This is a genomic window from Chitinophaga hostae (assembly GCF_018224885.1).
Taxonomy (GTDB): Bacteria; Bacteroidota; Bacteroidia; order Chitinophagales; family Chitinophagaceae; genus Chitinophaga; species Chitinophaga hostae.
Map to the genome: position 1 here is coordinate 47,170 of NZ_JAGTXB010000024.1, position 15,818 is coordinate 62,987.

The window sequence follows — 15,818 nt, forward strand, 5'->3', positions numbered from 1 at the left end:
GCATTACGAATGCCGGATTACGAATGATGACCCTTTGCGAAGGACCGCCATTCGTAATTCGTATCGTAATTCCTAATTTCATTCTTCTTTATGGAACTACATATCGCTAAAGATCCTGCACAACTGAGTGAAAACGTAGCTGCCTGGATCAGCAATTACATACTGGAAGTATTACAATCACAGGAGCGCTTTACCTTTGTTTTATCCGGAGGCAGCACACCGAAACAATTGTACAGTCTCCTGGCTAAAGCGCCCTATAACATGATGATTCCCTGGGAGAAAATTCATTTTTTCTGGGGCGATGAAAGAGATGTTCCTTTTGAAGATGAGCGGAATAATGCCCGTATGGCTTACCTCGAGTTGCTGGATAAAGTAGGTGTAAATCCGGAAAATATCCACGTGATGCGTACCGATATTGCACCGGATGCTTCCGCCGCCGAGTATGAAAAAATCCTTAAATCTTATTTTGGAAAAGAAGAAACCACCTTTGACCTGGTATTACTGGGTATGGGAGATGATGGACATACCTTGTCCCTGTTTCCCGGTACGCCCGTAGTACACGAACAAAAAGCATGGGTAAAATCTTTCTTCCTGGAAGCCCAGGATATGTACCGCATTACGCTCACCGCACCGGTAGTGAACAGGGCCGCCTGTGTACTGTTCCTGACAACCGGCGTCAACAAGGCCATCACACTGAAAAATGTGATCGAAGGCACTTTCGATGCGGAGAAATTCCCGTCACAGCTGATCAGACCTGAAGAAGGAGAATTGCACTGGTTTGTGGACGAAGCCGCCGCCGGGGCAATGGAGATATAATGTGGCGCTGAAAGTTTAAAGCATAAAGCTAAAAGCTATTGAAGCGAATGACCAATGCGAAAGTCTATAATCGCATTGGTCATTCGCTTCAATAGCTTTTAGCTTTATGCCTTCGGCCTTATGCTTTCTTTCAGCTATTTTCTGTAGCTTGTGTATTGTAACAACAACGATGAGACTATGTTTGATCAGCCCGTATTTGATGCACACCTGCATATCATTGACCACCGGTTCCCATTACAACCTAATGAGGGATATTTACCAGCGGATTTCCCGGTAGCAGATTACCTGAAACAGGCAACACCCCTCAATATACAGGGTGGCGCAGTGGTGTCCGGTTCATTTCAGGGATTTGATCAGGCGTACTTACTCGAAGCGCTAAAACAGCTGGGTCCAGGTTATGTGGGTGTTACGCAGATCCCTGCCAGTACCACCGATGAGGAAATCATTGCCCTGCATAACGCCGGCGTGCGCGCCGTGCGATTTAATGTGCAACGCGGCGGCTCTGAAAGTGTGAAATACCTGGAACGGCTGGGATTGCGCGTATACGAACTCGTAAAATGGCATGTGGAATTATATGTAGATTCCCGCCAGCTCCCGGGACTATCGACTACCTTGCATAAATTACCCGCCGTAGTGATTGATCACCTGGGATTGTCCAGGGCCGGATTTAAATACCTGTTGCCATTGGTGGAGAAAGGCGCCAGGGTGAAAGCTACAGGCTTCAGCCGCTGCGATTTTGATGTTTTAACCGCCATGCGCCAGATAACCGCTATTAATGCCGGCGCTTTGCTGTTTGGTACCGATTTACCCTCTACCCGCGCTCCGCGACCTTTTGCAGTAACCGATCTGCAAATGATCCAGAATAATTTTCCGGCCAACATCGCTGCTAAAATATGCAGGGAAAATGCGTTGGCATTGTACAGACCCTGACGCGGATTTTTTCTTGCCCAGGATTAACGGTGATTATGATGATTCCAAGGATTTTTTCTTTTTTGATTTAAAAAGATTCGGGAAGATCTAAGCGGATAAATTCGCTTAAATCTTCCCGAATCTTTTTAAATCAAATTATAATCACAAGAAAAAATCCCTGGAATCATCATAATCACCGTTAATCCTGGGCAAGAAAAAAAACCGCGGCAGGAAAAAAATCCGCGTCAAAACAATCACCAGTTATCAATCCCCACTGCTTCCATTTCTTTTTTCAGGTGTTCTGGCATTTGCCCGTTCAATAAGGCGCCGGGGGCTGCACTCGGATAAATGTCTTCAAAAGTTTTTACCTGGTTCATAAATACCCGGCGGAAAATATGCCGCCTCGTAATATCGTGAGGATCCCGTAAACCCGCAGCGCCGGCAAGTTCTATCGCGCTTTCAATAGTATCGCGATGATAGTTGGCTACCCGTTGTTTCTTATCATCTACCACGAGGCCGGCAGATAACCATTTGTCCTGCGTGGCAACGCCGGTAGGGCATTTATTAGTGTTGCATACCAGCGCCTGTATACATCCCAGTGCCATCATCATAGCACGGGCGCTGTTGCAGGTATCGGCTCCCAGTGCCATGGCGCGGAGCATGTGATATCCTGTCAGGATTTTACCGGAAGCAATCAATTTCATATGATGACGGATGTTGAACCCGGTGAGGGTATCATGCACAAAAGATAATCCATCCATCAGCGGCATGCCCACAGAATTGGAGAACTCGGGCGGCGCCGCACCGGTACCACCTTCCCCGCCATCTACTGTAATAAAGTCGGGATAGATATCTGTTTCCAGCATGGCTTTACAAAGAGCATAAAATTCACGGGGTTGTCCGATGCATAGTTTGAACCCAACCGGTTTACCCTGGCTGAGCTCCCGCAGGCGTTGAATAAACAGCATCATTTCCCGGGGACTGCCAAAAGCTTTATGATAAGGCGGAGAAAATACGGTGGTATATGGTTTTACATGACGTATTTCGGCAATTTCAGGGGTGTTTTTGGCGGCAGGCAATATGCCTCCATGGCCAGGCTTGGCGCCCTGTGAAATTTTTAATTCAATCATTTTAATTTGCGGGAGTTTACATTTTTCCGCAAAAAGACTACCTGAAAAATTACCGTCATCGTCGCGGCAACCGAAATAGCCGGTACCGATCTGCCAGATGATATCGCCGCCCTGTTTCAGGTGAAATTCACTGATCCCGCCTTCGCCGGTGTTGTGGGCAAAGTTGCCAATTTTTGCACCGCCGTTTAAGGCTTGTACGGCATTGGAACTGAGCGATCCGTAACTCATGGCGCTCACGTTCAGGATACTGCCGGAATAAGGCTGTTTACAATCTTTCCCGCCAAATACTACCCGGGGATCCTTTTCCAGGTTATCAAAATTCTGCGGCTGAATGGAATGTGCCATCCACTCATAACCTTCTGCATACACATTGAACTGGGTGCCAAATGGCTGTGAGTCCAGTTCCCGCTTGGCCCGCTGATAAATTGTTGAACGGTCTACCCGGTTAATCGGGCTGCCATCTATATCACTCTCTACAAAATACTGGTAAATTTTGGGTCGTAATGCTTCCATCCAGTAACGCGCACGCCCCACTACAGGGTAGTTGCGGATGATGGCATGTTTCTTCTGTAAAATATCCAGTGTACCCATTATTACGATGGGGCCTACCAGGATCAACAACCAGAATACCCAGGGAAAAAATAGGCCTAAGAGGACGATAGCCGCCAGGCTCACACATGAAAATCCGATAAATGCTTTAACCATGGACGATGATTTTTGTGTTTTTAGATGCTCCTTACGGAGATAGTTGAATACTTCCTTACCTATTATGCTGCATTATCCTATAAATCTACTTAACGCACGCCAGATAAATTTGTTAAATCTGTTTTATGCCGATGAGGATAACTCATCTTATCCATCTCCCTAATTCCTTCCCAAACTCCGCGGTCATCCCTATCTTATCACCGCTGTCATCACCGCTCATCATGATATTCACAATAATCACACGAATCAAAGTCTAGTTTTTAAATTATTTTATTATCTTTCAACATAAGCCAATTCTCTAATTAATCCACAACATGAAAAGATACAATCATCTTGGTAAGTTGATAGCAACGGGTATGCTCTTCTTCAGTACTGTAGCAGGTGTACTGGCCCAACAATCTCCCTATGATGTTTCCCGTCTGAAAACCAGCTGGGAAGTAGTAGAAAACCATTATCAGGGGAAGAACAATTTCCTGTCTGACTTTACCTTTGTGAATACGACTAACAAGCCTTTCCCAGCAAAGGGATGGCAGCTGTATTTTAACTTTATAAGGATGGTTACGCCCGGTGAATTGCCCGGACATATAAACGTTGAACATATTAACGGCGACCTGTATCGCTTTACGCCGGCGGAAGGTTTCGCCGGTATCGCTCCGGGCGACTCACTCAAACTGGGTATCACCGGCGATGCCTGGGCCGTGAATTTCACTGATGCCCCGGCAGGTTTGTATATTGTTTGGGATGGTCAACCGGAAAAAGGTATACCGATCAAAGACTATAGTATACGGCCTTCCACCACGGCAAAGCAGCTGATGCGCTATCCGGGTGATAAAACAGCCGTCGTAACGCCAACGGATATATTTAAGCAGAATGCTGCCGTGAAAGATATCCCGGTGTCGCAGTTGCCGCTGGTATTTCCTACACCGGTATCCTATACTGCCACCGGCAATAACCTGGTGCTCGACGCATTACCGGTAATAAAGGCAGACCCGCAGCTGACAGCCAGCGGAGAAATATTGAAAACAGAACTGCAGCTGTTGCTCGGTAAGCGCGCTCCTGGTAAAACAAACGTTGATCTTACCTATGATGCTGCCATGGTTGATCAGCAGGAAGGCTATAGCCTGAAGGTAACACCGCAGGGCATCGTGATAAAAGCCGGTACGGAAGCCGGCGCTTTTTACGCGATCCAGTCCCTGAAAACCCTTATTGCGCCTAATGCCTGGGCCGGAGTACAAAAATCCGTTGTTATTCCGGGTGTGGAAATAACAGATCATCCCCGTTTTGGTTACCGCGCATTTATGATCGACGTAGCCCGTAACTTTCACAACAAACGTGATATGTTGCGTATCCTGGACCTGATGGCGCTGTATAAGTTAAACGTATTGCACTTCCACTTCAGTGACGATGAAGGCTGGCGTGTGGAAATTCCTTCACTGCCGGAATTAACGGCCGTAGGAGGTAAACGCGGCCATAGTGCAGATCCTAACAGCATGCTGCCACCATCCTATGGTTCCGGACCGGATGTTAACAACACGGCGGGCTCCGGTTATTTCAGCCGTGCCGACTTTATAGAAATACTGCGCTATGCAACGGCAAGGCATATACGCGTTTTACCTGAAATTGAAAGTCCCGGACATGCGCGGGCTGCGGTGAAGTCCATGGAATCCCGCTACCACCGCTTGAAAGCAGCCGGTAAGGAGCAGGAAGCCAGTGAATATCTACTCACCGATCTGCAGGATAAATCAACCTATCATTCCGTACAATACTGGAATGATAACGTGATGAACGTAGCATTGCCTTCTACCTACCGCTTCCTGGATAAAGTGCTGGAAGAACTGCAGGGCATGTATAAAGAAGCAGGCGCGCCGTTAACAGCGGTGCATATGGGAGGAGATGAAGTGCCCGGTGGTGTTTTTGAAAAATCGCCCGCCTGCATCGCTTTAATGCGACAGGACAAATCTATTACTGACGTAAATGATCTTTGGTACTATTACTACCGTAAAGTAAACGATCTTCTGAAAGCAAGAGGTTTACAGGTAGCAGGATGGGAGGAAGCCGGTATGCGTAAAACATCGCTCAATGGTGAATCACAAAGTATCCCGAATCCGGATTTTGTAAACGATCATTTCCAGCTCAATGTATGGAACAATGTGATCGGCGGCGGTCAGGAAGATTTATCTTACCGGCTGGCCAACGCCGGCTACAAGGTGGTATTATCCGGTGTAAGCAATTTCTATTTTGACATGGCTTACATGAAATCCTTTGATGAACCCGGCTTCTATTGGGGAGGCTTTGTAGATGTGGACAAACCATTTTATTTTATTCCTTTTGACTATTATAAAAATTCAAAAGTAGATGGAAGAGGCAACCCTGTTACACCGGAATTGTTTGTTGGCAAAGATCGCTTAACCGGTTTTGGCGCATCCAATATTCCGGGTATACAGGGCTTGCTATGGAGCGAAACAGTAACCAGCTCGGATCGTATGGAGTACATGATGCTGCCTAAATTGCTGGGACTGGCAGAACGTGCATGGGCGCAGGATCCGGCCTGGGCTACGGAAAAAGATCCGGCTAAGGCCGACGCATTATATGCCCAGGCATGGAGTGTATTCAGCAATGTAATGGGTAAACGGGAAATGCCCCGTCTTGATTATTATGATGGTGGCTTTAACTGGCGTATTCCTACAGCAGGCACTTCTATAGACAATGGCGTGGTATCGGCCAATGTGCAGATGCCCGGATTACAGATCCGTTATACGACTAACGGTGAAGAGCCTACGTTGAAAAGCCCGTTGTACGCAGCGCCTGTTCAGGCAGGAGGTAAAACGGTGAAGCTGAAAGTATTCAGCCCCCGCGGGCGCAGCAGCAGAACTACTACTGTAAAGGTACCGGTAGCAGACACGCAAATGAAGAAGGCAATTGGACTTTAGCGGCTAGCTGTTAGTAAAATGCAGCGGAGTTTGTCTTTACCAGGATTAAACTGATTTTGATGATTTAAGGATTATATTTTACAGGATTTAACAGGATGCTGGAAGATATAAGCTAAAGTATCCTCTTTGATCTTCGCTAATCTTTTTAAAATCATCAAAGGAAGAAAATCCTTAAATCATCAAAATCAGTTTAATCCTGGTAAAGACAAACTCCGCTGCATTTTACTAACAGCTAACAGCTATTTTCACCCTCCATCCATTTTTTACCTCCTCCCGTTGCAATTTTTGTATTTTGTTCGTTAAACCCATAGCGACCTGATGTTTCGTATCATTCCACTTATCCTCTGTTGCAGCCTTATTGGTATTGCGGCGATAGCACAAAAGAAAAACGAATCGTATCAACTGCAGATCCGTAAGGCGATATCACCTGTTAAAATTGACGGTTTGATAGATGAGGCTGCGTGGCAACAGGCCGATGTTACCACCGGTTTTCATATGGTGTTGCCCATGGATACCAGTGCAGCAAGGCTTCGCACGGATGTACGGATGACTTACGATGATAAGAATCTTTACCTGCTGGTGGAGAATTATACCGTAGGAGAAGGACCTTATATGGTGGAGTCGTTGCGAAGGGATTTTGCTTTTCTGAAAAATGACAACTTCCTGTTGTTCATGGATCCGTTTGACGATCAGACGAATGGATTTAGTTTTGGCGCCAACGCTGCAGGGGCGCAGTGGGATGGATTAATGTACGACGGTGGTAAAGTTGACCTGAGCTGGGATAATAAGTGGACATCAGTTGTAAAAAACTATCCGGATAAATGGGTATTTGAGGCAGCTATTCCGTTTAAAACTATCCGGTATAAAAAGGGGATTACCAAATGGGGGATCAACTTTAGCCGCAACGATCTGAAAACAACCGAGAAGTCGGCCTGGGCGCCTGTACCACGGCAGTTTCCTACCGCTTCACTCGCTTATACCGGCAACCTGGTATGGGATGCCGCACCTCCGGAAGCCGGCGCTAATGTATCATTGATTCCATACCTGCTGGGCGGCGTTTCAAAGGACTATGATAAAGGAACCAAAGAAAAATACCGCCGGGATGCCGGTCTTGATGCCAAAGTAGCGGTGACTTCCTCCCTGAACCTGGATTTAACGGTGAACCCTGATTTTTCCCAGGTAGATGTAGATAAGCAGGTGACCAATCTCGATCGGTTTGAATTGTTTTACCCGGAGAAGCGGCAGTTTTTCCTGGAAAACGGTGATCAGTTCTCTAATTTCGGATATACTACTATCCGGCCGTTTTTTTCAAGGCGTATTGGTTTGGGTGGTGTGCCTATCCGTTTTGGCGCCAGGCTCAGTGGAAAGATCAATAAAGACTGGCGTTTGGGAGTGATGAATATGCAAACCGGGAAGCAGGAAGAAACAGGATTGCCGGCGCAGAACTTTACCGTGGCAGCTTTGCAGCGCCGGGTATTTTCCCGCTCCAACCTTGGTTTTATATTTATCAACAAGGAGTCGGTGAACTATGATCCCGGCAAAGTGACCGATCAGCCGGTGTATAACAGGTACAACCGGAATATGGGACTGGAGTACAACCTGGCTTCCTCCAACAATTTCTGGACGGGTAAGGCCATGTTGCTGAAATCGTATAGTCCCGGTAAAACAGGACATGATTTCGCCCATGCCGCCAACCTGCAATACACTAGCAAACAATGGAATATAGGTTGGCAGCATGAATATGTAGGGCGGAACTATAATGCAGAAGTAGGCTATGTGCCCCGGCAGGGGTATGTAAAGGTGGCGCCCCAGATCACCCGCCTGTTTTTCCCGCTATCGGGAAAGATCCTGAGCCATGGACCACAGGTAACAAGTACCTGGTTTTTTGAGGAAGCCAACCTGCACCGCACAGATAATGAAACCATGCTTAACTACGGCATTGTGTTTCGTAAACGCAATACCCTGAATGTATGGGCGTCCAATACCTATATCAAGCTGCTCACGCCATTTGATCCTACCAATACGAACAAGGATAGCCTGCGTACCGGCTCACAGCACAATTGGAACACGGTGGGGGCGGATTATGTATCCAAACCCCAAAGCCTGTTTACCTATGCCTTATCCGCCCGTTATGGCGGCTATTATGCAGACGGTACCCGGTTAATGACCAATACAGAGCTGGGCTATCGCTTCCAACCCTATGTGAGCATTGCGCTGAGCGCCAATTACAATTATATAGAACTCCCTAAACCCTGGGGCACAAATTCTTTCTGGCTGGTAGGTCCCCGTTTGGATGTAACGATGACGAATACCCTGTTTTTTACAGGTTTTATGCAGTACAACGGGCAGCAGAAGAACATGAACCTCAATACCCGCTTTCAATGGCGTTATAAACCCGCATCCGACCTTTTTATCGTATATACTGATAATTACCTTCCGGAGCCCTTTTACGTAAAAAACAGGGCCCTGGTGCTCAAACTGGTTTATTGGTTTAATATTTAATCATTTTCGTATTAACAGTTAAGAATCGATTAACACTTTGATATTTTATTCCCTTTAACATTGCAACACTAAAATGTTGAATCAGTCGGCTATACCCGTTAAAATATTTATCAAGTTTTCATTTACTATCGTTGTGAATTTTATCTCCCTGTGGTCTTTACCATGGGGATTCTACCATTTAAAATCCTTTTTATGAACCGGCATATCCTACAGCAGCTGCTGCGTACCGGCTGCATACTTATCTTGCTGGCAGAAACAGCTGCAGCACAAACAATGACCGTTATTACGGGCAGGGTGGCTGACCGGCCTGTAAAGAGCGTATCACTGTCGTACTGGTATGATCCCGGGATTTCACCTGCTATTACGCAGGATACCTTACTAAAGCAGGATTCCTTCTATTTCCGTATTCCGCTTACTGCGGGCCGGCAGGTATTTTTTTATGCAGATGCCGGAGGCGGGTATAACTTTTATGGCTTGATCAGGGCGGGCGATAGTCTGCATATCCGTATGCAGGGCGATAGCCTGTTTTTCAGTGGTGGGGGAGCGGTGGTATGCAGGGTGATGTATATGGCGACGCGTGAACAGGCGAGGATAGCGGTGCCATCGTTGGGTACAGCCGCGGCGCTGGCGGCAGGCTACCGTCAGCAGCTGCTGGCAGGCAGCAGGATACTGGCGGCTTACCGCGACAGTATGAGCAGGGCTACCTGGTCGATGATCAATGCACATGTGCAGGGCGAAACGGCGGCGAAGCTGGTAAGCACCCTTTGGAAGCTGCCGGCAGCGCCGGACAGCACCATGGAAGAAAGACAGGTACGTTTTTATCAGCAGGAAATATTACCCGCCTTACCTGTCATTGTACCGTCGGATACAACGGCGATGGCTATACGTTATTTAGGCTACCTGCTGCAAAAGGCAGAAGCAGATTATTTTATACAACATAGGTATGAGTGTAATAACAGGGCCATTTACGAATGGTTGAAAATGCGCTACAGTGGCCGTTTCCGGGATAAGTTGCTGGCGCATGCACTCACGCTGGGTTTCGCAGCGGGCAATCAACAGGAAGAACAGGAATGGTGTGTACGCGATTACCTGTCGGCAGCGCAGGATGAAGCCTGCAAACAGGCCATAGGAAAGCTTTATGGACGATCAAAGAAAGGGATCAGTAAAGGCAGTACGGCGCCTGCTTTCACTTTTCAGGACCAGCATGGCAGGCCGGTAAGCTTGCAGCAGTTCAGTGGAAAAGTAGTGCTACTGCACTTTTACAACAGTACTGACGCCTTGTTGAGTGTACTCTCGGAAATTAAAACATGCTTTGATGATAACACTGTTTCATTTGTGAATATATGCTGCAATGGTAATACAGTAAAGGATTTGCCAGGATGGCTGCTGCAATTGGATGAGCAGCATGCCGACCTGTTAACGCAGTATAATATCAGTAAGTATCCCTCACTGATCGTTGTTGGTAAGAATGGAAAAATATATGCCACAAGACCGCCGGATCCGCTGTCAGACCACGGTACAGCGTTAACCAACATCATCTATGAAGCATTGTTGCAGTAAGTTTTTATGATGGCAAACCAATAAAATAATATACCTGACGTTTAATATCCGTACGTAGCTAAACCGCATCAGCGCCATTGTTCTGCAGCTAATTTTCGAAAACCCGTTTAAACCAGTTTATTAATATTTACATTAAAATATATATATGAGAATGCTGGTTTAATCAAGGCAGTTATCGTATATTCAGTAAATAACCGTTAAGACCCCTCTATGCCACATGCCAAAGCGTTATTTTGACAGACTACAAACCATTGATTACCTCATCAGGATCAAAGGGACCGGTAAGCCAGCTCAGTTAGCCAAGCGGCTTCGTATTTCCGAAAGAACACTCTATGAATTCCTCAAAATGATGAAGGAGTTAGGTGCTCCCATTGAGTACGACCGGTACAAAGAAAGTTACTACTACTCAGAAAAAGGCGGCTTCAACGTCAGGTTCTCAAAAAATCTGATTACCGCTGTGAGTACGATGTTACTTGTGTTCCTGCATATTTGGTAAACATGGTCCGCGCATTGACCAGTTAACCGGCCTGCCTGTTAGCTCTCCCTGCGCCCGCGCCGCCCGCATTCCGGGCTTTAGATCTGTTGGCTCAGCTGCCAGGCAGCTGGTACAGGATCTTTTATGTAATTTCCATGCAAGGTGGATAGGATAGGTATTGTCTTCCGGACGATGGCTTGACTGTCCACCTTCTTTTTCTATAATACTTAACATTGGATTAACTGTTCCTACCTCAAATAAATCCAACTTTATCGGAAAGTATATTGTCAGCTTTTGGATAAAGTATTATGAGAATGAAAACTCTTTTCTTTTTTCATCACGCGGTTTAGATTAGATTTTAGATAATACGCGGGTTTCTATTCAGTCACCTGCCCTGCTTAAATCTTATGTGCCCGCGAGCAACTGACTGGTGTAAATTTTCGTACCCATAATCGACTAAATCAGCGCTATGGTACTAAACTGTATTATTTTGGGTAATGACCCGGAAGGATTCCGGGAGCTGGAGTATTTTTTGTCTGCTATCCCATACGTTTACCTGGTAGGCCGTTATAATACCATGGAAGATGCACGCTTGTGGCTGGACGCCCAAACGATCGATGTGCTGATTATCGGAAGCTACGAAGATGCACTCCCACTGCCACCCGGTACTCCGGGTGTAATGCCCGTGATGATGGTCATGTACACTGATCATCCGAATGGCAGCTTTGATTTTTTGCCCGCTGCATTATTGCAGTCGCCACTTACACAAACAGCATTGAATGAGGTCATTTCCAAAATATATAACACCATAGAAATGGAAGGTATCGTCCGCCCCGCAAAGTATACGGCCGAATATTTTATCCTTAAAACAGCCCACCGGCACGAGAAAGTTTTTTACAAAGAGCTGCAATACGTGGAAGTAATGGATGATCATATCACCCTGCACCTGGGCGACCAGAAGCTGGTAACGATGGAAAAACTGGATTGGATTATTTCCCAGCTGCCTGCCAACGCCTTTATGCGCGTACACCGCTGGTTTGTGATAGGCTTTCGCCATATCACCCATCTCGATGCCGATCATGTGATGATCGGAGATGCAAAAATATCACTGACCGTTGCCATGAGAAATGAACTGGCCAAAAGATATCAACTACCCTTCTAAGAAAAGAGAAGTCCGCCTGCCGGCAACACATGATACTCACGGATGCAAAGCCGATAGAATTTTACCGGCAACGCCGCCGGCATCTTCATCATAAGCATGCCCTCCCGGAAGTACCAGCTTCTGATAAGGTACGCTGAGTGCCGAAAAATTGAAGTCTTTCTCTTCTGCCCCAAATACCAGCAACAAAGGTTTACCGCTTATTTTATTGATCTCAGCAGGCACACTCATACCCTTGCTGCCCGACTTACCCAGCATATCAGATATATGTACCTCCAGGTCAGTATTTTGTGATGGAGATAACAGCACCAGTTGCTTTACTTCGGCGCTTACTTCACCCGGCAGGCTGGTATATATAAATGGCAATACGTCGGCGCCTAAAGAATAACCGATGAGTAGTACCCCATGATTGCTGCCCCATTGCGCCTGATAATATTTAACCAGTGACGCCACATCCCGGGCAGCCTGCTGGGGCTTTTTTTTATTCCAGAAATATTTCAGCGCATTGAGGGCTACCACCGGGTAGTTTTTTTGGTGGAAAGATTCGATCACGTTGGCAGAAAATTTTTTCATACCACCATCGCCGGTAATATAGATGATCAAGGGTTCGGTACTGCCCGCTGCAGGCGCTTTAACCGTTACCGGCAGATTATTGACCGGACTTTGCGCCGATAGCTGAACCATCATCAGCAAAAATAAACAGCTGAACAATCCTGCTGTTTTTGAGAATTTTCCCCGTAATAACATATGACCTTCTGCTTGCATGGTAAATAATGCCAAGGCTGGCTGACTGCGAAATTAACACATGACAATGAAACAAAATCCATTCCGCAATTGTTCGTCCGCCTCCGCTGTGAATGGCATAGGGGCCGAAACCGGAGATGGTTGCCGCTTATCAGGGCTGCATTACTTTACTTAAGGCGGAAGGCAATTGTATCAGGTCAAAATCATGATCGTATACCAGGTATTTATTGGTCCATTCGGTGGCATATTTTTCCTTGAACTCGCGTAATCCCTGGTAGTGGCGGAAGAAACGCAATTTTTCATAGGCGTATTTCACCATTTTTTCCGCGGTATTTTGAGGCTGGATGATTCCCGACATCGGTACCATTCCCAGGTTCAGATAATGCAAATCCTTTTGCTGTGCATCCAGTATCAATGCAATGATGAGCGCATCCATAACGCCACCCGGCGCATCGACGCGTTTGCGGATAAGATCGTAGGTACATTCGCCCGGTGCGTAATCAGGGATCATATTCAGGAAGGCTACTACCTGCCCTGCTGCATCGGTGACGGTTATAATATCCTGCCCACGGATACTGTCTGTATCAAACAGCCCCTGCGAAAAGGTCAGTTCTTTTACTTCGTATTGCTGCAGCCACTCATCACTCACTATTTTTAACTGCTGCAACATGGCCGGTGTTTGCGGAGCGTTATGATAGGTCGTTACATAACCTTTGCCGGCGAGACTGTTGAGACCGTTGCGCAATGATTTTTTGTCTTTGCCACTCAGTGTAAAATTGCGGATATCCATGATCGCTTCCTGGCCTATCAGCATCTTTTTCTTTTTAAGATGACTAAAATAATAGGTGCTGTCTTCATCTACCCTGTAAAAAGCGGGCCGCAGGCCCATCTTCCGGCATTGTTGTTCAAATTCTTCCAATAAGCGCAGTTTATTCTCCTCACTGCAAACCGGTTCTTCCAGCACAATTGCAAAACTGCCGGCTGCACGATAAGCAATAAATCCTTCATATTGGTCGGATACATACAACAGTTTGTCCTGCCCGATTTTAAAATAATCCATCGGAGAGTCGCCATACTGACTCAGGTAAAACCGCGCTTTTTCAAGGCTGTTATTCGTTTGCTGGGTTACATGCAGATACGGGCGTATCACCGTATAAAAAAGAAAGGCCCATGCACTTACTCCCAGCACCCGGAGTGCCGACATAAATTCTTTCCCAAAACGGGTAACAGGTTGCAGGCCATCATCTTCCAGCAACATAAAGCCGTGGAAGGCGTGACGTATGGATTGCTGCCAGGTAAAATCGATCCCAAAATGCCGCACATTCAGGAAATAAAACCCGATGGTGCCAAAAATCAGCACCACAAAAAAAGTGGCCAATGCCGTTACTACCCCAATGTTCACCAGTTGCGGATTACTTTTTACGCGGTATTGTTTCGAAGTAATCAACAATATTATGCTGGTGATCAGCGCCAGTGATGCTTCTTCATAATCCAGTGCTTTACCGATATGACCCAATACCGACAGCAGGGACACCGACAGCGCTACTATCCAGGCGCTGCGTAACCCGCGGATCAGGAAAGTAGCGGTCACCAGCAGCACCAGTCCGAGGAATACCACCAGCAAATTGGTAGCGTGTATGGAGGTGCCGGGAATATAAGCCCGCAGCATATGCATGCGATTGGCGAGCGGCGGGGTGAGTACGGAAAATATATTTACCATACCCAGCAAAAAAATCAGGATGGGGGGCAATAACCGGAGTACCAGGTCACGGCCTTTTAATGCAAAGGCAAACATGCCGGCGATCAGCGGCAGCCAGAATTCAAACAAGCGGAATAACAAGGTAATTTCCAGCGCTTCCAGCGTGCTGAATCCGTAGTTGCTGAGGATGTATGCCAGGGATAATTCTATGGCGCCAAGTCCGCGGAGGAACGGAGAAATGATCAGGAAGATGGTAGCCACAATATAGCCTACACACGCCGCTTCCAGCGAAGGAGTAACGCCTACGGCCAGCATACTCAGGTATAAGTGGGCTACCCCTGCTACTTCGATCAGCACAGATGCCAGTACGGTATTCATGAATGCCGGTACCGACAACTGAAAGGTGAATATTTCATCTACCTGGTGTGCGGCGCCCGGAAAATATTTAACAAGTAACTGGTAGGCTTTCCCTTTGTTTTGCATAGAACGCACCAGCCATACCACGGCCAGCAGCAGCAGGCAAATAGCGGTCAATCCCCATACAGCATCTTTCATGGTGGCGGCATGGAACATCGCATAGGCAACTACCGGGATACCCACCAGGAAAACGGATAGTATGCCCACAAAGCCATAGATGCCGGAAGCCTGGTGTATTTGCTGCTTATGTAATTGGGTGCGTCGTAAGCTCTGCGGTAAATAGGCGAGTGAGCTGATACCGCCGGCCGGTAAAAAAACGGAGAGAAGATTACGTTTAAGAAACAGCTCCGTACTTTTCATCATATCCAGCCTGGCGCTTACTGCCCGGAAACTGAATACATACATGCCTGCCTGCAATAAAATGTAGCCAATGGTAATGGCTACGCCCATCACTACCCAACCTCTGTCGGCTTTTTCAATGGCAGGGATGAGGGAATATAATTCATGTCGCTGTGAGCGGAAAAAGTAAATGGCCAGTAATATAAACAATACCGCAAGCAGCTCTTTCAGATGGAGCTTGCGTAGGAATGCTGCAGTAAAAAATTTCTTCTTCAAAGGATTACAGGTTTCGTTTTGTCTGATGTTCGCACTAACCTGCAAGTTATGCTAACTTTTAGATCAATCCCGTAACTGTACGCAGTTTAAGCGGATTTTAATGTAAAGGATACAACCGGCGTTCTTCCATCAGCAGGTGACCTGGTATATACAAAAT

Annotated in this window: 10 protein-coding genes; 7 read left to right on the forward strand and 3 right to left on the reverse strand. The window is 46.7% G+C overall.

What is annotated here, in order from left to right; translation table 11 throughout:
* The first annotated feature begins 90 nt into the window (after positions 1-90).
* Together pgl and KE626_RS30315 are read left to right on the forward strand one after the other, a co-directional pair.
* Positions 91-816, forward strand: a complete 726-nt coding sequence (pgl, locus tag KE626_RS30310; RefSeq protein ID WP_211976827.1) for a 6-phosphogluconolactonase — start codon at positions 91-93, stop codon at positions 814-816.
* A 177-nt stretch (positions 817-993) separates the two neighbouring features.
* Complete coding sequence (locus tag KE626_RS30315) at positions 994-1,746, forward strand: amidohydrolase family protein (protein WP_211976828.1); 753 nt, start codon at positions 994-996, stop codon at positions 1,744-1,746.
* A 233-nt stretch (positions 1,747-1,979) separates the two neighbouring features.
* Here the strand turns inward: KE626_RS30315 and KE626_RS30320 are convergent, their stop codons facing one another.
* On the reverse strand, positions 1,980-3,560 hold the full coding sequence (locus KE626_RS30320) for an FMN-binding glutamate synthase family protein (protein WP_211976829.1): 1,581 nt from the start codon (positions 3,558-3,560) through the stop codon (positions 1,980-1,982).
* 314 nt (positions 3,561-3,874) lie between these two features.
* Here KE626_RS30320 and KE626_RS30325 point away from each other — a divergent pair, with 314 nt between their 5' ends.
* The 5 genes from KE626_RS30325 (at position 3,875) to KE626_RS30345 (ending at position 12,189) form a co-directional block, all read left to right on the forward strand.
* Positions 3,875-6,490 (forward strand): family 20 glycosylhydrolase, encoded by a 2,616-nt coding sequence (locus tag KE626_RS30325; RefSeq protein WP_249207806.1) that lies wholly within the window; start codon positions 3,875-3,877, stop codon positions 6,488-6,490.
* Positions 6,491-6,808: 318 nt separating this feature from the next.
* Positions 6,809-8,992, forward strand: a complete 2,184-nt coding sequence (locus KE626_RS30330) for a DUF5916 domain-containing protein (RefSeq protein ID WP_211976830.1) — start codon at positions 6,809-6,811, stop codon at positions 8,990-8,992.
* Positions 8,993-9,184: 192 nt separating this feature from the next.
* Positions 9,185-10,552, forward strand: coding sequence for a TlpA family protein disulfide reductase (locus tag KE626_RS30335; protein ID WP_211976831.1), 1,368 nt, complete (start codon positions 9,185-9,187; stop codon positions 10,550-10,552).
* Positions 10,553-10,769: 217 nt separating this feature from the next.
* Entirely contained in the window at positions 10,770-11,048 is a 279-nt protein-coding gene (locus tag KE626_RS30340; protein WP_211976832.1) for an HTH domain-containing protein, read from the forward strand.
* 448 nt (positions 11,049-11,496) lie between these two features.
* Entirely contained in the window at positions 11,497-12,189 is a 693-nt protein-coding gene (locus KE626_RS30345; RefSeq protein WP_211976833.1) for a LytR/AlgR family response regulator transcription factor, read from the forward strand.
* Positions 12,190-12,225: 36 nt separating this feature from the next.
* Here the strand turns inward: KE626_RS30345 and KE626_RS30350 are convergent, their stop codons facing one another.
* Positions 12,226-12,873 carry an AcvB/VirJ family lysyl-phosphatidylglycerol hydrolase gene (locus tag KE626_RS30350; protein ID WP_211976834.1) on the reverse strand — a complete coding sequence of 216 codons (648 nt, stop codon included), beginning with the start codon at positions 12,871-12,873 and terminating at the stop codon, positions 12,226-12,228.
* Positions 12,874-13,081: 208 nt separating this feature from the next.
* A complete protein-coding gene (locus KE626_RS30355; RefSeq protein ID WP_211976835.1) occupies positions 13,082-15,661 on the reverse strand; it encodes a phosphatidylglycerol lysyltransferase domain-containing protein in 2,580 nt (859 codons plus the stop codon).
* Positions 15,662-15,818: the final 157 nt, after the last annotated feature.

Bases quoted from the DNA above. Each gene is read 5' to 3' on its own strand.
- KE626_RS30315 (WP_211976828.1), top strand. From the start codon at position 994: ATGTTTGATCAGCCCGTATTTGATGCACACCTGCATATCATTGACCAC.
- KE626_RS30330 (WP_211976830.1), top strand. From the start codon at position 6,809: ATGTTTCGTATCATTCCACTTATCCTCTGTTGCAGCCTTATTGGTATT.
- KE626_RS30350 (WP_211976834.1), bottom strand. From the start codon at position 12,873: ATGATGGTTCAGCTATCGGCGCAAAGTCCGGTCAATAATCTGCCGGTA.
- KE626_RS30345 (WP_211976833.1), top strand. From the start codon at position 11,497: ATGGTACTAAACTGTATTATTTTGGGTAATGACCCGGAAGGATTCCGG.
- pgl (WP_211976827.1), top strand. From the start codon at position 91: ATGGAACTACATATCGCTAAAGATCCTGCACAACTGAGTGAAAACGTA.
- KE626_RS30320 (WP_211976829.1), bottom strand. From the start codon at position 3,560: ATGGTTAAAGCATTTATCGGATTTTCATGTGTGAGCCTGGCGGCTATC.
- KE626_RS30340 (WP_211976832.1), top strand. From the start codon at position 10,770: ATGCCAAAGCGTTATTTTGACAGACTACAAACCATTGATTACCTCATC.
- KE626_RS30335 (WP_211976831.1), top strand. From the start codon at position 9,185: ATGAACCGGCATATCCTACAGCAGCTGCTGCGTACCGGCTGCATACTT.
- KE626_RS30325 (WP_249207806.1), top strand. From the start codon at position 3,875: ATGAAAAGATACAATCATCTTGGTAAGTTGATAGCAACGGGTATGCTC.